The sequence below is a fragment of the Ideonella sp. genome (genome assembly GCF_044358605.1).
Lineage (GTDB): Bacteria > Pseudomonadota > Gammaproteobacteria > Burkholderiales > Burkholderiaceae_C > Ideonella.
The window spans coordinates 127,934-150,472 of the sequence record NZ_JBIKNQ010000002.1 but is presented as its reverse complement, the minus strand read 5'-3'; the positions used below and the strand labels follow the sequence as shown (position 1 = coordinate 150,472).

At 58.3% G+C, this 22,539-nt stretch carries 19 protein-coding genes and 1 pseudogene; 17 read left to right on the top strand and 3 right to left on the bottom strand.

Translation table 11 applies throughout. The annotated features are described in order from the left end of the window. The first annotated feature begins 242 nt into the window (after nt 1-242). Nucleotides 243-680 carry an OsmC family protein gene (locus tag ACIQ3Q_RS01540; RefSeq protein WP_396267196.1) on the top strand — a complete coding sequence of 146 codons (438 nt, stop codon included), beginning with the start codon at nt 243-245 and terminating at the stop codon, nt 678-680. Nucleotides 681-719: 39 nt separating this feature from the next. On the opposite strand, the gene coq7 is transcribed toward ACIQ3Q_RS01540, so the two are convergent. Further along, complete coding sequence (gene coq7 / locus ACIQ3Q_RS01535; protein WP_396267195.1) at nt 720-1,358, bottom strand: 2-polyprenyl-3-methyl-6-methoxy-1,4-benzoquinone monooxygenase; 639 nt, start codon at nt 1,356-1,358, stop codon at nt 720-722. A gap of 268 nt (nt 1,359-1,626) precedes the next feature. Between coq7 and ACIQ3Q_RS01530 the strand changes: the two genes are divergently transcribed. The 7 genes and pseudogenes from ACIQ3Q_RS01530 to ACIQ3Q_RS01500 all read left to right on the top strand — a co-directional run bounded on the left by ACIQ3Q_RS01530 (nt 1,627) and on the right by ACIQ3Q_RS01500 (nt 9,248). Further along, a complete protein-coding gene (locus ACIQ3Q_RS01530) occupies nt 1,627-2,571 on the top strand; it encodes a porin (RefSeq protein ID WP_396267194.1) in 945 nt (314 codons plus the stop codon). A 94-nt stretch (nt 2,572-2,665) separates the two neighbouring features. Beyond that, the gene (locus ACIQ3Q_RS01525; protein ID WP_396267193.1) at nt 2,666-3,406 is read left to right on the top strand and encodes a DUF3047 domain-containing protein; all 741 of its coding nucleotides are present in this window, start codon (nt 2,666-2,668) and stop codon (nt 3,404-3,406) included. 177 nt (nt 3,407-3,583) lie between these two features. Then, nucleotides 3,584-5,158 (top strand): ABC transporter substrate-binding protein, encoded by a 1,575-nt coding sequence (locus ACIQ3Q_RS01520; protein ID WP_396267192.1) that lies wholly within the window; start codon nt 3,584-3,586, stop codon nt 5,156-5,158. Nucleotides 5,159-5,278: 120 nt separating this feature from the next. Further along, nucleotides 5,279-6,265: pseudogene (locus tag ACIQ3Q_RS01515) on the top strand (ABC transporter permease). Nucleotides 6,266-6,331: 66 nt separating this feature from the next. Continuing rightward, the gene (locus ACIQ3Q_RS01510; protein WP_396267191.1) at nt 6,332-7,273 is read left to right on the top strand and encodes an ABC transporter permease; all 942 of its coding nucleotides are present in this window, start codon (nt 6,332-6,334) and stop codon (nt 7,271-7,273) included. A 5-nt stretch (nt 7,274-7,278) separates the two neighbouring features. Next, nucleotides 7,279-8,259 (top strand): ABC transporter ATP-binding protein, encoded by a 981-nt coding sequence (locus ACIQ3Q_RS01505; RefSeq protein WP_396267190.1) that lies wholly within the window; start codon nt 7,279-7,281, stop codon nt 8,257-8,259. Beyond that, nucleotides 8,256-9,248 carry an ABC transporter ATP-binding protein gene (locus ACIQ3Q_RS01500; protein WP_396267189.1) on the top strand — a complete coding sequence of 331 codons (993 nt, stop codon included), beginning with the start codon at nt 8,256-8,258 and terminating at the stop codon, nt 9,246-9,248. The genes ACIQ3Q_RS01505 and ACIQ3Q_RS01500 overlap by 4 nt, the downstream gene beginning before the upstream one ends. A 93-nt stretch (nt 9,249-9,341) precedes the next feature. Here the strand turns inward: ACIQ3Q_RS01500 and ACIQ3Q_RS01495 are convergent, their stop codons facing one another. After that, nucleotides 9,342-9,473: a lipoprotein gene (locus ACIQ3Q_RS01495; RefSeq protein ID WP_396267204.1), complete on the bottom strand. Its 132-nt coding sequence runs from the start codon at nt 9,471-9,473 to the stop codon at nt 9,342-9,344. A gap of 120 nt (nt 9,474-9,593) precedes the next feature. Here ACIQ3Q_RS01495 and cyaY point away from each other — a divergent pair, with 120 nt between their 5' ends. Beyond that, nucleotides 9,594-9,941 carry an iron donor protein CyaY gene (gene cyaY / locus ACIQ3Q_RS01490; protein ID WP_396267188.1) on the top strand — a complete coding sequence of 116 codons (348 nt, stop codon included), beginning with the start codon at nt 9,594-9,596 and terminating at the stop codon, nt 9,939-9,941. A 97-nt stretch (nt 9,942-10,038) separates the two neighbouring features. Here the strand turns inward: cyaY and ACIQ3Q_RS01485 are convergent, their stop codons facing one another. Continuing rightward, nucleotides 10,039-12,408: a penicillin-binding protein 1A gene (locus tag ACIQ3Q_RS01485; RefSeq protein ID WP_396267187.1), complete on the bottom strand. Its 2,370-nt coding sequence runs from the start codon at nt 12,406-12,408 to the stop codon at nt 10,039-10,041. 314 nt (nt 12,409-12,722) lie between these two features. Between ACIQ3Q_RS01485 and ACIQ3Q_RS01480 the strand changes: the two genes are divergently transcribed. The 8 genes from ACIQ3Q_RS01480 to aroB are packed head-to-tail and all read left to right on the top strand — an operon-like array spanning nt 12,723 to nt 22,538. Next, complete coding sequence (locus ACIQ3Q_RS01480) at nt 12,723-13,760, top strand: pilus assembly protein PilM (RefSeq protein ID WP_396267186.1); 1,038 nt, start codon at nt 12,723-12,725, stop codon at nt 13,758-13,760. After that, the gene (locus ACIQ3Q_RS01475) at nt 13,757-14,377 is read left to right on the top strand and encodes a PilN domain-containing protein (protein WP_396267185.1); all 621 of its coding nucleotides are present in this window, start codon (nt 13,757-13,759) and stop codon (nt 14,375-14,377) included. Before ACIQ3Q_RS01480 ends, ACIQ3Q_RS01475 begins: the two co-directional genes overlap by 4 nt. Before the next feature lie 8 nt (nt 14,378-14,385). Continuing rightward, complete coding sequence (locus ACIQ3Q_RS01470) at nt 14,386-15,069, top strand: type 4a pilus biogenesis protein PilO (protein WP_396267184.1); 684 nt, start codon at nt 14,386-14,388, stop codon at nt 15,067-15,069. Continuing rightward, nucleotides 15,066-15,596, top strand: coding sequence for a pilus assembly protein PilP (locus tag ACIQ3Q_RS01465; protein ID WP_396267183.1), 531 nt, complete (start codon nt 15,066-15,068; stop codon nt 15,594-15,596). The genes ACIQ3Q_RS01470 and ACIQ3Q_RS01465 overlap by 4 nt, the downstream gene beginning before the upstream one ends. After that, nucleotides 15,593-17,776 carry a type IV pilus secretin PilQ gene (gene pilQ, locus ACIQ3Q_RS01460; protein WP_396267182.1) on the top strand — a complete coding sequence of 728 codons (2,184 nt, stop codon included), beginning with the start codon at nt 15,593-15,595 and terminating at the stop codon, nt 17,774-17,776. The genes ACIQ3Q_RS01465 and pilQ overlap by 4 nt, the downstream gene beginning before the upstream one ends. Before the next feature lie 25 nt (nt 17,777-17,801). Continuing rightward, nucleotides 17,802-20,831 carry an Ig-like domain-containing protein gene (locus ACIQ3Q_RS01455; RefSeq protein WP_396267181.1) on the top strand — a complete coding sequence of 1,010 codons (3,030 nt, stop codon included), beginning with the start codon at nt 17,802-17,804 and terminating at the stop codon, nt 20,829-20,831. Then, entirely contained in the window at nt 20,819-21,394 is a 576-nt protein-coding gene (locus ACIQ3Q_RS01450) for a shikimate kinase (protein WP_396267180.1), read from the top strand. The genes ACIQ3Q_RS01455 and ACIQ3Q_RS01450 overlap by 13 nt, the downstream gene beginning before the upstream one ends. 37 nt (nt 21,395-21,431) lie before the next feature. Beyond that, the gene (aroB, locus tag ACIQ3Q_RS01445) at nt 21,432-22,538 is read left to right on the top strand and encodes a 3-dehydroquinate synthase (RefSeq protein ID WP_396267179.1); all 1,107 of its coding nucleotides are present in this window, start codon (nt 21,432-21,434) and stop codon (nt 22,536-22,538) included. Nucleotide 22,539 lies beyond the last annotated feature (1 nt).

Sequence of the window (22,539 nt, the reverse complement as noted above, 5' to 3'; positions counted from 1 at the left end):
AACCGTGAGGCTTCGGGCCGAATCCACCAATAGAGGAGGTGGAGGAGACAACTGTTTGCAGGGCTTCAATGCTCACTGCGATGGATCGAGTCTAACTTCACTTGTGTTGCACTGCAATATATTCTCGATAGAGGGCGCTCACTAGCGCGGGATAATGTGAATCCAAACACGTTTGGACTGGCGACCGTTGCCCCCAAACGATGCGCTGAATGGGACAGACACAATCAAAGGAAAGCTAGGCCATGGATTGCACCGTACATTGGATCGCCGACGCCGGCATGGTGATGCTGGCCGAAACCGGCAGCGGGCACGTGTTGAGCATGGACGGCGCGCCTGAAGGTGGTGGCCGCAATTTGGCGCCCAGGCCCATGGAGACGCTGCTGGCTGGGGCGGGCGGCTGCACCGCTTATGACGTGGTGCTGATCCTCAAGCGGGGCCGGCAGCAGGTCTCGGGGTGCACCGTAAAGATGAGCGCGCAACGGGCCGAGACCGACCCCAAGGTGTTTACCCACCTGAACCTGCATTTTGTGGTGACGGGCAAAGCCCTGTCGCTTGCTGCTGTGGAGCGCGCCGTGGCCCTGTCGCATGAGAAGTATTGTTCAGCGACCGCCATGCTAGGCCGTACGGCCACCATTTCTACGTCGGTGGAGATCAAGGACTCAGACGCAGCGGTAGCGTAAGGGCTTTTGCGGCAAAGAGCCCGTACCCGCGACCGCGGTTCAGACTCGAAATGCCACCGTCGTCATGACTTTGGCCGCAAGCTTCATAGCGGTCTTGACGGGTTGGGGCAAATCGCTGGCACCCGCTTGGTCGGCCATGTCGGCATGAGCGGCTTCATCGCGCTTCATCTGCTCCACGATGGCGCGTGAACCCAGGTCTTGGGCCGGTAAGCGCTCTAAGTGACTGGCCAAATGGGCTTCGACCTGCAGTTCGGTCTCTTTCAAAAAGCCCAATGAGACTGCGTCGCCCGCCTTGCCCGCCAGCAGGCCAATGCCAAAAGCCCCTGCAAACCACAGCGGGTTCAAGATGCTGGGTCTATCACCCAACTGCCGTAAGCGATCGGCTGTCCAGGCCAAATGATCAACCTCTTCCACGGCGGCTTGCTTCATGCGAAGTCGATTGGCAGAGGTGTGAGCGGTCAATGCTTGCGCCTCATAGAGGGCTTGCGCACAGACTTCTCCCACGTGATTGACGCGCATCAGTCCGCCTACCAGCCGTTTCTCTGAATCGCTTAGCTTGGCATGTGGCAGGGCGGCTGCCGGGTTGGGTCGGCCTGCCTGCAGGCCTCCGCTGAGCGTGCGCAGCGCGGTGTCGGCGGCGATCAACCAGTGATCAAGAGCGTTGTGAGGGGCGTGCATGGGGCCGAGCTTACATCGGGAAAACCCCTCATCGCCAAGCACTGAAGCACAAGTCGAGTGGGTTTGACGCTGGCCAAACTGCCTTTCTCGTTGTACTCGGACAACAGACAACCCTCATTTCGGCCTCAAACCTTGGCAGAAGCCTAGGGGGTCTGGTGCAATAGCGGCAACTTCCGATGAGGAGGTTGGCCTGATCAGCCCCACCTTTTGAGGTGATCCGGGTTCTTCCCCGATCGGGACCTCTTGTTCAACCTAGGAGATCGTTGAAATGAAAAAATCTATTCTCGCTTTTGCCGTGCTGGGTGCGTTCGCTGGTGCTGCTTCGGCCCAATCGTCCGTGACCATCTATGGCAAGCTGAACCTCGAAGTTGGCAAGGCTGCCGGCTCCGCTGACAAGGCTCTGATGGACGTTGCAGGCAGCCGCCTGGGCTTCCGCGGCGTTGAAGACCTGGGTGGTGGCATGAAGGCCACCTTCGGCATCGAGCATCGCTTTGTTCCCCAGACAGGCGCTGCAAATGCCAACTTCTGGAATGGCTACTCGACCGTTGGCTTGCAAGGTGGTTTTGGCTGGGTTCGCCTGGGCCGTGACTACACCCCGGCCTTCTTGATGATCCAGAACCAGATCGATCCGTTCGGTGGTGATACTGTCGCTGCCTTGCGTGACATCGGCATGCGTGGTCAGGGCGGCACGACCAGAGTTCGTGCTAGCAATATGGTTGAGTATCATATTGGTATGTCTGGCTTTAACTTGGGCGCGCAGATCGCTGAAGCTGCTCCGAATGGCGGCCCAAAGCGTCCTTTCTCTATCGCTGCCAACTACGCTGCAGGTCCTCTGTTTGTGGGTGCAGGCTTGGAGAATCCGGCTGGCTTGGATGACCAACACTTCAGCGTTGGTGCTCGCTACAACTTTGGCTTCATGACGGCTTCGGCTGGTTTCCATAAGGGCACGACCAACAAGGCTGCCAACGGCAAGACCTCTGACACGAAGGGCTTCTTGCTGGCCGCTTCGGTGCCGGTTGGTGCCGGTGCTGTTCGCGGCGGCTACGCTCAAAGCACGTTGGGCGATGCTGATGCACAGAAGAAGGTGTCCATCGGCTATCGTCACGACTTGTCCAAGCGTACCTATCTGTTCGCTGACTTGGCGCGTGTCAATGACGTCATTTCTCGGACTGAGAAGACCGGCTACGACTTCGGTCTTCAGCACAACTTCTGATCGTTTAGGCTCGCCATGTGCGGGCCAAAACGGACAGTCGAGAGCCGCCTTCGGGCGGCTTTTTCTTGTGCTCTTGGATTGCGTGAGATGAACGATGTATCTCCAATCGCCTAAGTGTTCAGCGTCCCTACGCCGTCTGAAATTAGTGCTGGCGGGCACCTCTGCACTGGTGCTTTCGGCATGTACGCATGCCCCGCTGCCACCCCCTCCGACGGCTGCTGCCTCGCTCTGGGAGGAGGTGCGCTTTCCCGGCAAGCGGGTGACGACTTACGATCCCATGGTTCAAGGTCGCTTTGTCGGATGGCAAGCCTCCGCCCAAGGGTCGGCCAGCATGCTGCGCCGGCGACTGCATGTGCCCAAAGGCATCGAGCCGACTTTGCGGTTTGCCTGGAAGACCAATGCCTTGATCCCCGAGGCGGTGGTGGGTGTGGTTGACAAAGATGATGCGGTCACCAGTTTGGTCGTGGCCTTTGATGGCGATCACCAGGGTATGTCACTCAAAAACCAGATGTTGTTTGATTTGGCTGAGATGGTAACGGGAGAGCGGCCGCCGTATGCCTCGCTGATCTATGTGTGGGGTCATGACAAAGCGGAGATCGAGTCCGTGGTGAACAGCCCTCGAACGGATCGCATTCGCAAGATCGTTTTGGAGGCCGGGCCTGCGCACCTGGGTCAATGGCGCGAGTACGAGAGAAACGTGATTGCCGACTTTAGGCGTGCGTTTGGGGAAGAGCCGGGGCCGATCATTGCCTTGGGCATCATGACCGATGCCGACAATACGGGCGGGCGCGCCCAGGCTTGGTATGCCAATGTGGACTTGACGCCCACTCGTTAAGTCAGCTTGTGGGGGTGAACTCAGGCTGCGCACCGCTTGCTCCATCATGGGGCTTTCCCGTTGGCACAGAAGCTGCAAAATCCGCGATCATGCGGGGCGCATGAAAACCTGTGGCACTGATCTCAAGAGGATGTGCTGCAGGTCGCCCATTAGCCGTCCATCGACGCGAGAGACTCCATGATCAAGAAACTTCACCTGACCTTATTGGCCGCCGCCGCTGTGTTGGCCGGTGTGTCCGCCCAAGCTGCCCCTCTTCGCTGGGCCAGTGCCAGCGATATTCCGACTTGGGACATTCACAGCCAAAACAATGCGCTAGGTAATGGCGTGCATGCATCGGTTTATGAGTCCCTGTTCAATTACAACGGCAAGTTAGAGCTAGAGCCCCAACTGGCCACAGGCTACAAACAGTTGAGCCCCACACAGGTGCGCATCTCCCTGCGCAAGGGCGTGAAGTTCCATGATGGCGCAGCTTTTGATGCTGACGACGTGGTGTTCTCATTGAACCGTGCCATGGACAAGGCTTCCAACTACGGGGTCTACACACAAGGCATCGACAAGGTCGTGAAGATCGACGAGTTCACGGTGGATATCCTGACCAAGGGGCCGAACCCTGTGTTGATCCGGCAACTCACCGAGTTGCGCATGCTCGACAAAGACTGGGCCGAGAAAAACCGGTCTGTGACCCCGAAGGACGCCAAGTCCAAAGAAGAGAATTACGCGCATCGGCATGCCAACGGCACCGGCCCCTTCATGCTGAAGAGCTGGGACCCTGACGTGAAGATGGTCCTCACGCGTGCCCCGAGCTGGTGGGGCAAGATGAGCGGCAACGTGACCGAGATCGTCTACACCCCGATCAAGTCTGACTCGACGCGCGTGGCGGCATTGCTGTCTGGTGAGGTTGACATGGTGTTAGACCCATCACCCGCCGACCTGCCACGCTTGCGGGCCAGTGCCAACCTCAAGGTCTTGGACGGTGCCGAGAATCGCACCATTTTCTTGGGCATGGATCAGTTTCGTGATGAGTTGCCCGGCTCCAACATCAAGGGCAAGAACCCCTTGAAGGACAGCCGAGTGCGCAAGGCGCTTTACCAGGCCATCGACATTCAAGCCATCCATAAAACGACGATGCGCGGCATGTCCCAGGTCACCGGCACGCTGGTCGCTCCGCAAGTCAATGGATGGTCCAGCAAGGTGGATGCTCGTCACCCCTTTAGTCAGGACGCTGCACGCAAGCTGCTCGCCGAGGCGGGCTATCCCAATGGGTTTGAGGTGGATTTCTCCTGCCCCAACAACCGCTACATCAATGACGAGGAAATCTGCCAGGCCATTACTGCGATGTGGGCGCGCGTGGGTGTCAAGGCCAAGTTGCGCACCTTGCCCCTGGTGACCTATTTCCCCATGATCCAGCGCTATGAGGCGAGCATCTACATGCTGGGCTGGGGGGTGCCAACCTTTGACGCGTTGTATTCCTTGCAATCGCTGGTTCGCTCTGTGGGCGCTCAGGGGGATGGCAATTACAACGTGGGCCGGTACTCCAACCCGCAGATGGATGCGCTGATTGAGCGCATCAAGAAAGAAGTGGATCAAAAGGCCCGCAATGACTTGATCGAGAAGGCCCTGCTGCTGTCCCACGAAGAGGTCTCGCACATTCCACTGCACAATCAAGTCATTCCTTGGGCCATGAAGCGCAATGTGACTATGTCGCACCGTGCCGACAACCGCATTGAGATGCGCACCGTCATGGTCAATTGATCCTGGCATCACGCTGCGGGCGGCGCTTGGCGCGGCTCGCACCTGTTGGCATTAGGCCTTCAGCGTCCTGCTGCCCAGGGCTCTCAAGGCCACCAGTCTCACCACAGGGTCCAAGACTCTATGTTTGCATTTGTACTTCGTCGCCTCGCTCAAGCAGTGCTGGTGATGCTCACCGTGGCCTTCATTGCCTTCATGCTGTTTCAGTACGTGGGCGACCCGGTCACCAATCTGTTAGGTCAAGACGCCACGCCCGAGCAGCGTGAGCAACTTCGGCGTGATCTGGGCTTGGATCAGCACTTTGTGGTCCAGTTCGCGAGCTTTGTCAGCAACGCCGTGCAGGGCGAGTTTGGCTTGAGCCTGCGCCAGGGCCGCAAAGTCTCGACCTTGATCGCAGAGCGCTTTCCGGCAACCTTGGAGTTGGCTGCGGCGGCGGCCCTTATCGCTTTGGTGGTCGGCATCCCTTTTGGGGTCTATGCGGCCTTGAAGCGCGGTAACTGGTTGTCCCAATTGCTGATGGGCTTGTCTCTGTTGGGGGTGTCTCTGCCCACCTTCCTCATCGGCATCTTGCTGATCTTGGTGTTTGCCGTGTGGCTGACATGACTGCCCAGCTTCGGACGTGGCGATGTGGTGAACCTCAGTGCCAACTGGACGACGGGTCTGCTGACGGCAGATGGGTGGAAGCATCTTTTGCTGCCCGCCATCACTTTGTCGGTGTATCAGTTGGCTTTGATCATGCGTCTGGTGCGCGCGGAGATGCTGGAGGTCCTGAGAGCGGACTACATCAAGTTCGCCCGGGCGCGTGGCTTGAGCAACCGGGTCGTCTACTTCGGCCATGCCTTGAAGAACACACTGGTGCCTGTGATGACCATCACTGGCCTGCAGTTGGGTGGCTTGATTGCTTTTGCCATCATCACCGAGACCGTGTTCCAGTGGCCGGGCATGGGCTTGTTGTTCATCCGGGCGGTGCAGTTTGCCGACATCCCAGTGATGGCGGCTTACCTGTGCCTCATCTCCTTGATCTTCGTGCTGATCAACTTGGTGGTTGATTTGCTCTATTTTGCGGTCGATCCGCGGCTGCGCGTGGAACGCTCCACGGCAGGCCATTGAGCATCTGCACCTCACACCTTTTCGGATAGCCCTCAGGTTGTCCAGCCTTCACTTCATATCCATGCCATGACCATCACCCCATCAACTGAGGTGGCTCCACCCGGTGCCCTGGCCCGCTTTTTCGCGGGCGATGTTTGGTACAGCTTTTGCCGCTCTCCCGTAGCGATTGTGTCGGCGCTGATCGCAGGCATTTGCATCGTTTGTGCCTTGGGCGCACCTTGGATTGCGCCCCACAACCCCTTCGATCTGGCCACGCTGGACCTTGCGGACGCCCGCCTGCCACCCGCCTGGGAGGCCGATGGCAAGGCCAAATATCTGCTCGGCACAGATGACCAAGGGCGGGACATTTTGTCGGCCCTGATGTACGGTGCTCGCATCTCCTTGTTCGTCGGCATGGCGGCTGTGGCGCTGTCGGTGACGATTGGGGTGTGCTTAGGCTTGCTCTCTGGCTTTGTGGGCGGCAAGACCGATGCCTTCATCATGCGCGTCTGCGACGTGATGCTGTCCTTCCCCGCGATCTTGGTGGCCTTGCTCATCGACGGCGTGGGCCGGGCGATGTTCCCCAACGCACACGACACACTGGCCTTTACGGTGTTGGTGCTGGCCATCGCGTTGACGGGTTGGGTGAAGTACGCGCGAACGGTGCGTGGCTCGACCATGGTGGAGCGCAATAAAGAATACGTGCAGGCGGCGCGCGTGATTGGCGTGGCGTCGGCCCGCATCATGCTGCGGCATGTCTTGCCCAACGTGCTGGGGCCGGTGCTGGTGCTCGCCACCATCGATGTGGCCGCAGCGGTCATCATCGAGGCGACCCTGTCCTTTCTGGGGGTGGGCGTCCCACCCACCAGTCCCTCGCTGGGCACCTTGATTCGCGTTGGCAATGACTTTTTGTTCTCCGGCGAGTGGTGGATCACCGTCTTCCCTGGGGGCATGTTGATGTTGATTGCCTTGAGCGTGAACCTGCTGGGTGACTGGTTGCGTGACGCCCTGAACCCCCGCCTGAGGTAAGTGCCATGACTGCGTTATTGGAAGTGAAGCACTTGCGGGTGGAGTTCCCCACACGCCATGGCACCTTGCTGGCTTTAGACGATGTCTCTTTCGACATCGCACCGGGCGAAATCCTGGGGGTGGTGGGCGAGTCGGGCGCGGGCAAGTCCTTGACTGGGGCGGCCATCATTGGGCTGCTGGAGCCGCCTGGGCGGGTTGCCGACGGCGAGATTCGCCTGGATGGTCGTCGTATCGACAACCTGCCCTATGACGAGATGCGCAAGATTCGCGGGCGTCACATCGGGGCGATTTTTCAAGACCCGCTGACCTCGCTCAACCCGCTCTATACCGTGGGGCGGCAGTTGATAGAGACCATTCAGACGCATCTGCCGTTGTCTGCCAGTGAGGCGCGCGAACGTGCCATCGACTTGCTGCGCCAAACCGGTATTCCTGCCCCTGAAGCGCGCGTGGACCAATTCCCGCATCAGTTCTCTGGCGGAATGCGCCAGCGGGTGGTGATCGCGCTGGCGCTGGCCGCCGAGCCGCGCCTCATCGTGGCTGATGAGCCGACCACCGCGCTCGATGTGTCCATCCAGGCGCAAATCATTGCGCTGCTGCGCCGTCTGGCCAAAGACAAGGGCGCCGCCGTGATGCTGGTGACGCACGATATGGGCGTGATCGCCGAAACCTGTGACCGCGTGGCGGTGATGTATGCCGGCCGGGTGGTCGAGGTCGGGCCGGTGCAGGCCGTCATTCATCACCCCGCGCATCCGTACACTCAAGGGCTGATGGGCTCTATTCCCGCGATGGATGACGACCGCGAGCGTTTGCTTCAGATCGACGGCGCCATGCCGCGCCTTAATGCGATTCCCACGGGTTGTGCTTTCAATCCGCGTTGCGGCAAGGTGTTTCAGCGTTGCCGTGAAGAGCGGCCGAATCTCATGTCCGCTGGAACGACCCAGGCTGCATGCTGGCTTAACGAGAATGATCAGGGAGTCGCGTCATGACAGCATTGGTCGAGGTCAAAGGCCTGAGCAAGGTGTTTGACGTTTCAGCGCCCTGGTTAAACCGCGTGGTGGAGGGCAAACCCCGTCAGTTTGTCCATGCCGTAGACGGCGTGAGCTTTCAGATTGAACGGGGCAAGACACTGGCCCTGGTGGGTGAATCCGGTTGCGGAAAGAGCACCGTGGCCCGTCTGCTGGTGGGCTTGTATGGGCCGACCGCCGGCGAGGTGCGCTTTGATGGTGAGGACACAGCCACGGTGCTGAAGTCACCGCGAGCGAGGGCCTTGCGCAAGCGCATGCAAATGATCTTCCAGGATCCCTACGCCAGCTTGAACCCGCGTTGGCGCGTGCGTGACATCGTGGGCGAGCCCCTGCGTGAACATGGGCTGCTCAGCGAAGCGGGCGGCATTGAGGACAAGGTTGCTGATCTCTTGCAGTCGGTGGGCTTGGCGGCCGCCGATGTGCAGAAGTTTCCGCATCAGTTTTCCGGTGGGCAACGTCAACGCATTTCGATTGCGCGCGCGCTGGCCACCCAGCCTGAGTTCCTGGTGTGCGATGAGCCGACGTCAGCGCTCGATGTCTCGGTGCAAGCGCAAGTCTTGAACATCATGAAGGACCTGCAGCGCGAGCGGGGCCTGACCTATCTGTTCATCTCCCACAACTTGGCTGTGGTGCGCCATGTGGCGGATGAAGTGGGTGTGATGTACCTGGGGCGCTTGGTCGAGCAGGCCCCTAAGCGGCAGTTATTTGAGGCGCCGCGCCACCCGTACACCCGCATGTTGTTGGACGCCATTCCCGACATTCAAATGACTGGGCGGGCACGCACGCCAGTGCAAGGTGAGGTGCCCAACCCGCTCAACCCGCCCACGGGTTGCGCGTTTCACCCGCGCTGCCCCCACGCCAATGCGCGTTGCTCAGCGGAGCGACCAGAGCTGCGCACCATAGGCGGCATTCGCGTGTCGTGCCACGCCGTCGAAGAAGGGCGCCTCTGAACCCATTGCTTGGGGGGGGCGACAGTGGCGTGGCAATGGCTATGCCTTGATGCCCTATCCTGGCATCGTCTCGCAGAGGCCGTGGAGCGTGCTTCAGCGGGGGGCGCCGGGCGCAGACGCGGCGGCTGTGGAGGCTGAAGCTGCTTTGGCAGGGGACGGTAAGACCAGCGGCCCACGTTGTCCGCAAGCCTGCAAGAGACCGACCAGCAAGCCTGCCGCCACCATGCCCGTCCAGAAGCGAGCCTGGTGCCGCCAGCGATTCAAGCCCATGTCTCGCAAGGGGGTGTGCGGGCTCGCCACTACACTTCGGCTCTGATCGATTTGCATTGCCGGATTCTACTGACCATGACCACGCCCGAATTGAGCGACGCCGACTATCAGCGATTAGCCTTTGCCACCCTGTCTGCCGTTGAAAAGCAATGCGACGCTTGGCTGGATCAAGATGTGATTGATGTGGACACGCACCGAAGCGGCGGCTTGCTGGAGTTGGCATTTCCCAATGGCAGCAAGATCATCCTCAACACACAACCGCCCCTGAAGGAGCTGTGGCTGGCAACGCGCGGCGGTGGCTTTCACTTCCATTGGGTTGGTGGCCAGTGGGTAGACACCCGAGATGGGCAAAACTTGATGGACTGCTTGTCACACCATGCCAGCCAGCAGGCGGGCTTGGCCTTGCGTTTCGACCTTGTATAGGCGTCACAACTCGAAGCGCCTCAGCGGCGCTGGCGAAGCTGCCAGGTCAGGGAGGACACGCGGCCCTGCTGATTCCTTCAGAATCCCCGTGCGAAGATCAGCGGAAGAGATCGAGGATGCTCTTCTTTTCCTCGTCTGAAGGGGCTTGAGGCACTGGTGCTGCATCTTCAAGTCCCACGCTACTGACCCCTCGTCCGGGACTGAACTCCTCGTAATACCACTCGCCACCAACATTGACCAAACCCTCGGCGGGCGTCATCTCCACAATCGGTGTGTTCTTGAGCGCGTGGCTCATGAAGTCGATCCAAACCGGCAGTGACAGGCCTCCTCCGGTTTCGCGGTCGCCGAGCTTGCGCGGGTTGTCGTAGCCTATCCAAACAACGGCAGCCAGAGACGGGTGGTAGCCTCCAAACCAAGCATCCATAGAGTCATTGGTGGTGCCGGTCTTGCCGTAGATGTCGTTGCGCTTAAGCGTGGCTTGTGCTCGGGCGGCCGTGCCTGAGCGGGTGACTTCTTGCAAGAGGCTGCTCATCACAAAGGCGTTGCGAGCATCGATCACGCGCAGACTTTCGTCTGGCGGCGCGAAGTTAGCTTCGTGCAAGGACCTGCCTCGGCTGTCGGTAATGCGACCGATCAACACGGGGTTCACGCGGTAGCCACCATTGGCAAACACGGCATAACCCGTGGCCATTTGCATGGGTGTGACCGAGCCCGCGCCCAGTGCCATGGTCAGGTAAGGGTCGTGCTTGTCACGGTCGAACCCGAAGCGAGTGATCCAATCGCGAGCTGGGTTGACGCCCACGGCCTGCAGCACACGGATCGAGACCATGTTCTTGGATTTGGCCAAGGCACGTCGCAATGACATCGGCCCGTCAAAGTGCCCGTCATAGTTTTTGGGCTCCCACGGTTGGCTGCCGGTGCTTCCTGCATCAAAAAACAAAGGGGCGTCATTGACCACGGTAGCCGGTGTGAAACCCTTCTCCAACGCGGCAGAGTAGATAAAGGGCTTGAAGCTGGACCCAGGCTGCCGCCAAGCTTGGGTCACGTGATTGAACTTGTTCTTAGCAAAGTCAAACCCGCCGACCATGGCGCGCACGGCGCCGGTTTGCGGCTCGACCGCCACAAACGCTCCTTCGACTTCGGGCTGTTGGGTGATGAACCAATCACCCTTTGCGTTCTTGATGACGCGGATGACAGCGCCGCGCCGAATCTGTATCTTGGGGTCTGCGTTGGCGCTCAATCCCGAGGCGGCGGGCTTGAGGCCATCACCGGTCAGGGTGACTTGCTCGCCTGATGGCAGTGCCGCGACGACTTTGCGCGGAGAGGCCTCCAAAACCAGCGCGGCCTTCAATTCATCGTTGTCGGGGTGTTCTGCCAAGACTTCGGCAATGCGTTGATCCAAGGCCTTGCTGTCAGCGGGCAAGGCTGCGTAGGCTGAGGGCCCGCGGTAGGCCTGCCGGCGCTCAAAGTCCATCAGGCCCTTGCGCAGTGCCCGATAGGCGGCCATCTGGTCCCCAGAGTTGACCGTCAGGTACACCTGCAGCCCGCGGGTGTAGGTCTCTGCACCGTACTGGCCGAACACCAGCTGACGGGCGGCCTCGGCCACATACTCTGCATGCACTGGGACGTTGGTCGGCTCTTTGTACTTGAGCACTTCCGCTTTGGCCTGAGCGTGCTGCTCGGCGGTGATGAAGCGGTTCTCCAACATCCGGTCAATGATGTACTGCTGCCTCAGCGTGGCGCGCTTCGGGTTAGCGATGGGGTTGTAGGCTGAAGGCGCTTTGGGCAAGCCGGCCAACATGGCAGCCTCTGCGACAGAGATATCTTTGAGTGGCTTACCGAAGTAGATTTCGCTGGCCGCGGCAAATCCATGAGCGCGCTGACCCAGAAAAATCTGGTTCATGTAAAGCTCCAAAATCTGTGGCTTGGTCAGCTGGCTTTCAATCTTCAAAGCCAACAGGACTTCGTACAACTTCCGGGTGACAGTTTTTTCAGTGGAGAGGTAAAAGTTACGGGCCACCTGCATGGTGATTGTCGAAGCCCCTTGGCTGCCCATCGACCCAAACTGCGCCACGCCCGCTCTAATGACGCCGAGGTAATCCACGCCGCTGTGTTCATAAAAGCGGGAGTCCTCGATGGAGAGCACCGCCTCTTGCATCACTTTGGGGATTTCATTGATGGGGGTAAAGCGTCGGCGTTCGTCGCCGTACTCCCCCAGCAGCAAACCGTCTGCGGAGTAGATACGCAACGGCAATTTCGGCTGGTAGTCGGTCACGGAGCTGAGCTCCGGTAAGTTGGGGTAGGCCACCGCCAAGGCCAAGCCAGCGCAAATGAGTACCATGGCCAGCAGCGCGAACACCACCCCGATGAGTCCACCCAAAAATCGTGCCAAACGTCCAAGCGGCCCGAGCTGCGAACGGGGCTTGAGTGGGGTGGTGGCTTCTTGTGCTGACTCTTTTTCGCTCATGGGGATACCGGCAGGTGTCCTTGATTATAGGAAGCGCCATTCAACTCAGCCGAGAGGCCGTGATGCATTTCGCAAAGTCCCCGCTCCTGTTGCTGATCTTGGTGCAACCTCTTGTAACCTGAGGCACTTCACAAGCCATTGCGTGTTTGAATGACAACGACAGCGCCGCAAGGACCCCTGTATTCCAGTGGTCGCTCAATGGTCTTGCTGATACGATTGAAGTGATTTCTTAACTTGCGTCGCGCTTTGCGGCGTCTTTGGAGCCTTGTCGCGTGGGTTTTCTTGATCGCCTGCTAGGCCGTGGACATCCTCAGATGATCGGACTGGACATCAGTTCCTCCAGCGTCAAGCTAGTGGAGTTGAGCCGTTCTGCCTCTGGGGAGATGGTGCTTGAGCGTTTGGCCAGTGAACCCTTCGAGAAGGGTTGGATCGTGGACGGCCAAATTGAGAAGTTCGACGAGGTTGCGGACGCTGTACGTCGCGTCGTCAGTCGAAGCGGGACGCGTACCCGGCAAGTGGTCATGGCGATGCCTCAATCGGCCGTCATCACCAAGAAAATCGTCCTCCCAGACGGTCTGCGTGAAGAAGAAATGGAGATGCAGGTGGAGTCGGAAGCCCACCAGTACATTCCCTTCTCGCTGGACGAAGTCAGCTTGGACTTTTGCGCAATCGGCCCCAATGCAACGTCGCCAGGCGATGTGGATGTCCTCATTGCAGCCTCTAGAAAAGACCGCGTGCAGGATAGACAAGGCTTGGCTGAAGCAGCTGGCCTGACGCCAACCGTGTTGGATATCGAATCGCACGCCTCTCGCCTCGCTATCGGGCGCATCATTTCTGCGCTGCCGGATCAAGGCAAAGATGCACTCGTGGCGCTTTTTGAGATCGGCGCAGACACGACAAGCCTCAAGGTGCTGCGTGAAGACGAGATGCTCTACGACCGCGACCAGTCTTTTGGCGGTTCGCAGTTAACACAGTTGATATCTCGCCAGTACGGCTTTTCCTATGAAGAGGCTGAGCAAAAGAAAATCAGCGGGGATTTGCCTGAAGACTATGAGATCACCCTTCTGACACCATTTGTGGACAGTTTGGCCCATGAAATTGGTCGAGCGTTGCAATACTTTTTCACCAGCACACCGCACCACAAGGTTCATTATGTGATGCTGGCTGGCGGAGCGGCGTCCATGCCGGGCCTGCGAGAGAAAGTGAAGGAGGTCACTGGTTTTGCCTCCAAAGTGGTCAATCCTTTTGAAAACATGAAGCTGGGTTCGTCTGTTCGCGAAGCCAAGCTACGCCGTGAGGCTCCGTCCTATCTGACGGCTTGCGGACTGGCCATGCGGAGATTTGTGCAGTGATTTTGATCAACCTGCTGCCTCATCGAGAGGCTAAACGCCAAGAACGCAAGCGTGCGTTCTTTTCTGCTTTGGCGTTGGCTGGTTTAGTGGGTATGGCGCTGGTGGTGGTTTGGTATGCTGTCATACAGCAACTTGCCTCTGCTCAACAGGCCAGAAACCGTTTCCTTTCGGCCGAAATTCAAACCTTGGATGCTCAGATCAAGGACATCGCCTCTCTCAAGAGCGATATCGATGGTTTGAAGGCGCGGCAGCAAGCCGTAGAGGACTTGCAGACTGATCGCAATGTGCCTGTGTATTTGATGAATGAATTGGTCAAGCAAACGCCTGAGGGTGTGTATCTGACCTCCATCAAGCAAGCAGACAACATCGTGACGATCACTGGGCTGTCGCAAACCAATGAGCGGGTCTCTGAGATGCTCCGTAACACGGCTTATAACTCGCCGTGGCTCGAGCGTCCGGAGTTGATCGAGATCAAGGCGGCGCCCACGCAGGGTCGCGATCCGCGACGGCTGTTTGACTTCTCCATGCGCTTGTCGATCAAGCGCCCGCAATCGATCCTTGGGGCCGCCAGTGGCGCTTCTTCGCCCAAGAGTCCGGCTGCCGTCAAGGGGGCGTGAGGCGAGCCATGGCAACAAAATCTTCAAAATTGAACATCGACTTGGGCGCTTCCCTGGATGGGCTGTCTGCCCAATTCAGGGAGTTGAATCCTCGCGAGCCCGGTCAGTGGCCCTTGATTCCCAAGGTGGCTGCATGGATCGCAACGGCTTTGGTGGTGGTGTTTCTGGGCTGGATCTTGGTCCTGAGTGACGCAGATACTGAATTGCAGGCCGAATTGGACCGCGAGCCTGCCCTGAAAGCAGATTACAAGAACAAGCTGGCCCAAGCCATCAATCTGAATGAATTGACCAAGCAAAAGCAGCAAGTTCAAGAGTACGTGACCCAACTGGAGCGCCAGTTACCCGGCAAGGCCGAAATGGACGCCTTGCTCTCTGACATTAACCAGGCAGGTTTGGGTCGGGGCCTTCAGTTTGAGTCCTTTAAGCCGGGCCAAGTGGTCATCAAGGATTACTACGCCGAGCTGCCAATCGCGATCAAGGTGACTGGCAAGTATCACGATGTGGGTGCTTTCGCGGGCGATATTGCCAACCTCTCACGGATCGTGACCCTTCACAATCTCAATGTCGTGCCGGCCAGCAAAGACGCAGCAGGTGGATCTCTCTCCATGGAGGCCATGGCGCGCACTTATCGTTACCTCGACCCTGCCGAAGTGGCAGAGGTCAAGCGCAATGCAGTGAAGGCCAAGCCATGATGCGCGCCCTGAAGTTAGGTTTGATCTCTTTGGCCGTCACCTTGGTGGCATGCAGTGGTGAACAGCAAGAACTGCAGCAATGGCTGGATCAAGAGAAAGCCTCGTCCAAACCCAGCGTGCAGCCGATTGCCGCTCCCAAGAAGTTCGTGCCTGAACCTTATATGGTGGCAGGAGAACTGGACCCGTTCAGCAACCAAAAGCTGAGTGCTGGGGCGAAGCTGGATCAGCGTCAATCTAGCAGCCTGCTGGAGAGCGAGATGCGGCGCCGCAAGGACCCTTTGGAGGCCTATCCGCTGGACAGCATGACCATGGTTGGCAGTGTCGTCAAGCAAGGCAGACCCCATGCCTTGGTTAAGGTTGAAAACCTGCTTTATTACGTGAAGCAGGGTGAGTATTTGGGTCAAAACTATGGCCGAGTCACGAAGATCGGGGAAACCGATCTCACGCTACGAGAGATTGTGCAGGACTCGGCAGGCGAGTGGATCGAGCGCACAAGCACCCTCCAACTTCAGGAGAATGCGCGATGAATAACGGGTTGGAGTTTCACAAGATGCGGAGTTGGCAAACGGGCGTTCTGGCCCTCACCTTAGGCATGATCACACCAGTGTGTGTGATGGCCCAGAACACCATTCGGTCGATCACGGGTGCTCAGCAATCCAGCGGCGAGGTCGTGCGCATCGAGATGAGTGAGGCGTTAACGGCTGTACCGGCCGGTTTCGCTGTTCAATCGCCCCCTCGTGTGGCCATTGATCTGCCGGGTGTGGTGAATGGCTTAGGTCGTGGCTCGATTGACTTGAATCAAGGCAACGTCCGCAGTGTCAATGTCGCCAGCGCGGGCGAGCGTACCCGTCTGGTGCTGAACCTCCGCCAAGCCTCGGGTTATCGCACGGAGATTCAAGGCAAGATGTTGGTGGTGATGCTTGATCAAGCCACTTCCTCAGGATCAGCCGCACCTGTGGCCGCAATGGCCCCTTCGACATCCACCTTTGCACCTGCCCAGAATCTGGATCAGCAGGCAATTCGGGACATTGATTTCCGACGCGGGCCAGATGGGTCCGGGCGGGTGATCGTGGGGTTGGGCAGTTCGCAAGTTGGTGTGGATCTGAAGCAGCAAGGACAGAACTTGGTTGTGGAGTTCCAGCGTTCCAATCTGCCGGAGAAATTGCGTCGCCGTCTGGACGTCTCCGACTTCGGCTCGCCGGTGCAAACGGTCTCCACCACTCAAAGCGGTGACCGCGTCCGGATGATCGTTGAGCCCCGTGGTGCCTGGGAACACAGCGCCTACCAAACAGACAGTCAGTTTGTGTTGGAGGTTCGCCCTGTTCGCATGGACCCCAACAAGGTCACTCAAGGGGCTGGCTATCAGGGCGAAAAGCTGTCGCTGAATTTCCAGAACATCGAAGTTCGATCGCTCCTCCAGGTGATCGCGGACTTCACCAATTTCAACGTCGTGACCAGCGACTCGGTGACGGGCAATGTGACGCTCCGCCTCAAGGATGTGCCCTGGGATCAGGCCTTGGACATCATCTTGCAGGCCAAGGGCCTTGGCATGCGCAAGTCGGGCAATGTGCTTTGGATTGCGCCCAAAGAAGAGCTGGCGACCAAAGAGCAGGTGGACTTGGAAGCCAAGAAAAAGATTTCCGACCTTGAGCCTGTCCGTACCCAGTCCTTCCAGCTCAACTATTCCAAAGCTGAAGATGTTGGCAGGGCTTTGATGGGCCAGTCCAGTGGTGGTGGTGCAGGGGGCGGCAACTCCGCCGTACGCATTCTGTCTCCGCGCGGTTCGGTGTTGGCTGAAGCTCGCACCAATCAACTGTTCGTGTCTGACATTCCGGCCAAGTTGGAAGAGGTCGCAATGATGGTCAGCAAGATCGACGTGCCCGTGCGGCAGGTTCTGATCGAGGCCCGAATTGTTGAAGCCGACGATACCTTTGGCCGGTCATTGGGCGTGAAGTTAGGCTCCTCGGACTTCCGGGGGCTGCGTGGCGGTGTACCAGGCTACAACTTGGGTGGCGGCAATAACGTGACCATCGGCGGCAACTACAACGCCGTCGGCGGCCAGACCTTGCAGGTCAAGTCGTCTGATTTCCTCTACAACGACACTCAGTTCGTTAATATGCCTGCGTCGGGCAGTGCCTATTCGTCGGCATCTCCAGCAACCTTTGCACTTTCGCTTTTCAGTGCTACCGCCAACCGGTTCTTGAATCTGGAGTTGTCGGCACTGGAGGCTGATAACAAGGGCAAGATTGTGTCTAGCCCGAGGGTCGTCACCGCTGACCAAGTGAAGGCCGTGATTGAGCAGGGCGAAGAGTTGCCCTATCAGGTGGCTACGTCCAGTGGTGCGACCTCGATTCAGTTCAAGAAGGCCAGTTTGAAGCTCGAAGTCACGCCTCAAATTACCCCTGAGGGCAATGTGATTCTCGATGTTGACATCAATAAGGATAGCCGTGGTGTTTCAACGGCAGCAGGCCCTGCCATTAACACCAAGCATGTGAAGACCCAAGTGCTTGTCGAGAATGGCGGTACCGTGGTCATCGGGGGTATCTATACCCAGGATGAAAAGAATGAGGTCACCAAGGTTCCACTCTTGGGTGATATCCCTTATGTCGGGAATCTCTTCAAAAGTACCATCCGAAGCGATATTCGCAAAGAACTGTTGGTCTTCCTGACCCCCAAAGTCGTCACGGATCGTTCGTCGGCGCGCTGATTAAAAGAATTCCAGGAGAAGAGTGATGATTCGTTCCTTATGGGGCCTGGTCCTCGGTTTGTTCGTGATGCTGCTTTCCGCGTGCGGTGGCGGCGGAAGCGATGCTGGTGATTGCGTCATTGGCTGCTCGGGAAATGGTGGCACGACCGCTAAAGTGGCCGAGTTGCGCATCGCCGTGTCCTCCAACACCATTGACTTGACATCTCCCTCGCCGGTGACTGTCACGATCACGGCCGTTAATGCTGCCAATCAAGCTGTTGCGGATGCCCCAGTGAGCGTTTCCGTCAATGAAGGCGGCAACATCCTCGCCAATGCGACCAAGACGGATTCTGCTGGTGTCTTGACGGCCATCTTGGATGCTGGTTCCAAGAAAACCGTGCGGGTGATGACCATCACTGCAGTCAGCGGAACCATCACAAAGGAGGCTGCCGTCGCCGTTGTTGAGGGCGGTCCTTCTTCGCCGGTAAGTGATCTCCGCATTTCCGTGAGCAGTGCATCTATTGATGCTGCTGCACCTGCCCCTGTTGCAGTGACTGTGACAGCAGTCAATGCGTCGAATCAACTGGTTTCCAATGCACCGGTGTCCCTCAGTGTTGACGCGGGTGCGTTGATGACTGCATTGGCCAGCAAAACGGACGGATCTGGTGTGGTCGGGGGGACGTTGGAGCTCGGCAGCAACAAGACAGTCCGACCTTTGACCGTGACCGCCATCAGTGGAACCGTCGCGAAGAGTGTGGTGGTGTCTGTCGTGCAAGGCTCCCCATCAGCTCCCGTGGCAGAACTGCGGGTGATAGCGTCTACATCCACCATCTCGAATAAGGCACCTGCACCGGTGGAGGTGACGGTTCAGGCCGTTAGCGCGAACAATCTGCCAGTTTCAGGCGCGCCCATTGTTGTGCGTGCGGACCAAGGTGGGGTGGTGACTGCTGGATCGGCAACCACCAGTGTTGGCGGTACGGTCACTGTTACCTTGGGAATGGGTGCCGACACCACACCTCGGGTCATTACACTGACTGCCACCAGTGGTAGTCAGACGGGTACAGGCAGAGTCACTGTTGTGGATGGGTTCTCGGGTGGCACTGCCTCTGTTGCTTTGTCGCTCAGCAACGCCACGGTTTCAAATCTCTCACCAGCTACCGTGACAGCCGTCCTTTTGGACGCCAAGGGGCTCCCTATCCCGAATGCTGTTGTCTCTTTTTCAAGCCAAAAGGGTTTGGGCCGCTTTAACGCCAATTCCGCTCTGACCGACGTCCAGGGTAGGGCGCAAGTGCAATTGAGCCCTGCCACCCCCACCACCGTCGGTGCAGACTATGTGCAAGCCAGCGCTAAATACAGCGGTTCCGATTTGGCAAGTGAGGCTGGGTTTAACATCGTCCCTACGGCGGTGCAGATCAGTAAAGTGCAATCGGACACGCCTTCGCTGAGCGCATACGGCCAAACCAACATCAGTCTTGAGTTAACCGGCTCTGTTCCAGGCGTGCCGGTCACGATTCAGGCGACTTCGCAATGCGCAGCAGCAGGAAAGGCGACACTGACCCCTGCGTTGGTCACGACCTCTAACGGCAAAGCGACTTTTGTGCTGAAGGACAACCAGTGCGGCGTTAACGCCCTAAAGGACACGGTTACGTTCTCCGTCGTCGGCAGCGATGCATCCAAGGCTCTGGATATCGGGGTGAGTGCACCAGGTGCCTCAAGCTTGGCCTACGTTTCGGCCACTCCTCCAACCATCTTTTTGAAGGGCTCTGGCTTCATAGAGTCATCGTCTGTCGTCTTCCAAGTCCGTGACAGCTCCAATAATCCCTTACCAGGCGTTCCTGTATTGCTTTCACTCGTGAATGGTACGGGTGGCTTGGCCTTAGAAGGCGCTGACTTGTCTGGAACAGTCCAGCGGGCTAGCGATGCTAGTGGACAGATTTCAGTGAGAGTGCTGGCGGGCACTGTGCCAACGCCAATTCGAATTCGAGCTGAATTGGTCAGCGCCAGTGCAATCAGTACGGTGTCCAGCGGGCTTAGCTTGGCAGTTGGTTTGCCTTCGCAGCAAAACTATTCACTTTCTCAGCAGACTGAGAATATTGAAGGCCGAGATTACGACGGTACCCCAAATCGCTACACCATCATTGCGTCTGATCGTATGGGCAACCCCGTGCCAGATGACACCGCAGTTAATTTTGTAGCCGAAGGCGGCCAGATTGCCAGCACAGCATTTACCAAGTTGACGCAAGGATTGTCCAGTGCTTCCGGTGGTTATCAGTCTTCAGAGCCTCGTCCCCGCGACATGCGGGTGACTGTCTTGGCTTACTCGGTCGGTGAAGAGTCTTTCCTCGACAAAAATGGCAATAACGTTTGGGATCCTGAAGAGTTCTTCCAAGATCTTGGTCACCCATTCTTGAGCCGCTCGTACAGCATTACTGGATACAACGCGGCAGTGGATCAGTACTTTGCTTTTCAACCGAGTAGCCAAGCCTGCGCCCCCAACGGAGACCCGGTCTTGCTACGCCCTGGAGTGCCAATTCCGTCGATTGCCAACACCTGTGATGGAAAGATCGGCCGAAACTTTGTTCGAAGGGCTGTGGAGACAGTATTGTCCGGTTCAACATCTGCCATTTATATCGATCAAAGTTCTCTTACTGGTGCCGCTACTGGTCTAGGTGAATTTGGAACGGTTGCAGGCCTTTGCCCGGTCATTGAAATTGTTGACACCGCCGAAGGTGCGAAGCGCAAACTTATCCCATTCGGAGTTGACGGCAGCGTGATCGCCGCACCCGGTAAGTCCTTGCGATTCATCGTTGCGGATAACACCCTTACACGATTCAATCCCATGCCTGCAGGTACCAAAGTATCGATTGGGTTTACCGAAGGTTTGTCAGGTAAGCTACTTGGTGGATCACCAGTACCGAGCACGTTATACCCCACACCGATAAGCGTTGAGATTGGATTTGGTGTTGGTGTAAACGTCGGTGCAATTTCCATAACAACCACCACGCCAAAAGAGGTTTCGACAACATACACCATGGCTGTTCAGCGAGCCGCCGCACCGTCAGCGTGTGTGCCGTAATCTCCCTCGTCGGCATGCCTGGCTGCGGCAAGTCAACCGTCGGGAGACAGTTGGCACGCGCGCTGGGCTTGCGCTTTCTGGACTCAGACTCGGAAATCGAGTCTGAGCTTGGAGAAAGCATCCGAAGCTTCTTCGACCGTGAAGGCGAAGAAGCTTTTCGGCCTGTAGAGGAGCGCGTCATTGCCCGCCTAACTGCTGGTGACGGCCTGATGTTGGCCACAGGCGGCGGTGCAGTCTTGCGTGCGGCCAATCGCCAAGCGCTCCGTGCTGGCGGCAACCATGTGATTTACCTGCGCAGCACACCCGAAGAGTTGATTCGCCGCTTGCGGCACGACGCCAAACGTCCGCTATTGCAGGTGGCAGATCCGCTGAAGCGTTTGCGGGATCTCTATGCCCAGCGCGACCCTCTCTATCGTGAGACGGCAGAGTTTGTGATCGATACCGGCCGACACTCCTTGGCGACCTTGGTCAACCTGATCGCTATGCAAGTGGAGATGGCAGGTTGGGCCACACGCACGACTCCTCCGGTGCAATCTTCCCCAAACGCAGGGCAGGCAGCTTGAAAGCGATGCGCCAAGTTGGCGACATACACTTGTCGTCATGTCTGAAGCCGATACACCTTTCGAAGACGTCCGCATAGAGCTGGGCGACCGCAGCTACACCGTGCGCGTAGGCGCACAGCTTTTGGATGACCCGCAAACCTGGTTCGGTCTGCCGCGTGCCAAGAGCGCGGTGGTGGTGACCAATACCACGGTGGGGCCCCTGTACGCACAACGCCTCGTGGAGCAACTCCGTGCGCACTACGCTGCCATCCATGTGGTCACCTTGCCGGACGGAGAAGCCCACAAAGACTGGCAGACTCTGCAGCTCATCTTTGACGCACTCCTGCGCGAAGAATGCGATCGCAAAACCGTGTTGTTCGCCTTGGGCGGCGGGGTCATCGGCGACATGACTGGCTTCGCCGCAGCGTGCTACATGCGAGGGGTGCCCTTTGTGCAGGTTCCCACCACCTTGCTGTCTCAGGTGGATTCCTCAGTGGGCGGCAAAACGGCCGTGAACCACCCTTTGGGCAAGAACATGATCGGCGCGTTTTATCAGCCCGAGCGTGTGGTGTGCGACCTGTCCTTGCTGGCCTCACTGCCGCAACGCGAGGTGGCGGCGGGCTTGGCAGAGGTCATCAAGTACGGTCCAATCTATGACTCAGAGTTCCTCAACTGGTTGGACGAGCACATGGACGCCTTGGTGGCGCGTGATCTCTCGGCCCTGCGGCACGCGGTGGTGCGTTCCTGCCAGATCAAGGCAGAGGTCGTGGGCCAGGACGAGCGCGAGTCCGGGCTGCGGGCGATTCTCAATTTCGGTCATACCTTTGGCCATGCCATTGAAGCTGGCATGGGCTACGGTGTCTGGCTGCATGGCGAAGCGGTGGGCACCGGCATGGTCATGGCCGCTGAGTTGTCGTGTGCCTTAGGTGGATTGGGAGACAGCGACGTCCGCCGTTTGCGCGCCTTGATTCAGCGCGCGGGCTTGCCGGTCACCGGGCCGGCTTGGCCGGCGGACGACTATCTGCAGCACATGCGCGTGGACAAAAAGGCGGAGAACGGCGCCATCCGTTTCGTCGTGCTCCAGGGCTTGGGCAAAGCTGTCGTCGGGGCGGCAGACGATGAAATCGTTGCCCAGGTCTTGGCACGGACCTGTGCCACCCACTGAT

What these genes read in the sequence shown, in the direction of transcription:
- aroB (WP_396267179.1), top strand. Translation starts at nt 21,432, where the DNA reads ATGTCTGAAGCCGATACACCTTTCGAAGACGTCCGCATAGAGCTGGGC.
- pilQ (WP_396267182.1), top strand. Translation starts at nt 15,593, where the DNA reads ATGAATAACGGGTTGGAGTTTCACAAGATGCGGAGTTGGCAAACGGGC.
- ACIQ3Q_RS01455 (WP_396267181.1), top strand. Translation starts at nt 17,802, where the DNA reads ATGATTCGTTCCTTATGGGGCCTGGTCCTCGGTTTGTTCGTGATGCTG.
- ACIQ3Q_RS01500 (WP_396267189.1), top strand. Translation starts at nt 8,256, where the DNA reads ATGACAGCATTGGTCGAGGTCAAAGGCCTGAGCAAGGTGTTTGACGTT.
- ACIQ3Q_RS01465 (WP_396267183.1), top strand. Translation starts at nt 15,066, where the DNA reads ATGATGCGCGCCCTGAAGTTAGGTTTGATCTCTTTGGCCGTCACCTTG.
- ACIQ3Q_RS01505 (WP_396267190.1), top strand. Translation starts at nt 7,279, where the DNA reads ATGACTGCGTTATTGGAAGTGAAGCACTTGCGGGTGGAGTTCCCCACA.
- ACIQ3Q_RS01495 (WP_396267204.1), bottom strand. Translation starts at nt 9,473, where the DNA reads ATGGTGGCGGCAGGCTTGCTGGTCGGTCTCTTGCAGGCTTGCGGACAA.
- ACIQ3Q_RS01510 (WP_396267191.1), top strand. Translation starts at nt 6,332, where the DNA reads ATGACCATCACCCCATCAACTGAGGTGGCTCCACCCGGTGCCCTGGCC.
- coq7 (WP_396267195.1), bottom strand. Translation starts at nt 1,358, where the DNA reads ATGCACGCCCCTCACAACGCTCTTGATCACTGGTTGATCGCCGCCGAC.
- ACIQ3Q_RS01525 (WP_396267193.1), top strand. Translation starts at nt 2,666, where the DNA reads ATGTATCTCCAATCGCCTAAGTGTTCAGCGTCCCTACGCCGTCTGAAA.
- ACIQ3Q_RS01480 (WP_396267186.1), top strand. Translation starts at nt 12,723, where the DNA reads ATGATCGGACTGGACATCAGTTCCTCCAGCGTCAAGCTAGTGGAGTTG.
- ACIQ3Q_RS01485 (WP_396267187.1), bottom strand. Translation starts at nt 12,408, where the DNA reads ATGAGCGAAAAAGAGTCAGCACAAGAAGCCACCACCCCACTCAAGCCC.
- ACIQ3Q_RS01540 (WP_396267196.1), top strand. Translation starts at nt 243, where the DNA reads ATGGATTGCACCGTACATTGGATCGCCGACGCCGGCATGGTGATGCTG.
- ACIQ3Q_RS01470 (WP_396267184.1), top strand. Translation starts at nt 14,386, where the DNA reads ATGGCAACAAAATCTTCAAAATTGAACATCGACTTGGGCGCTTCCCTG.
- ACIQ3Q_RS01530 (WP_396267194.1), top strand. Translation starts at nt 1,627, where the DNA reads ATGAAAAAATCTATTCTCGCTTTTGCCGTGCTGGGTGCGTTCGCTGGT.
- ACIQ3Q_RS01520 (WP_396267192.1), top strand. Translation starts at nt 3,584, where the DNA reads ATGATCAAGAAACTTCACCTGACCTTATTGGCCGCCGCCGCTGTGTTG.
- cyaY (WP_396267188.1), top strand. Translation starts at nt 9,594, where the DNA reads ATGACCACGCCCGAATTGAGCGACGCCGACTATCAGCGATTAGCCTTT.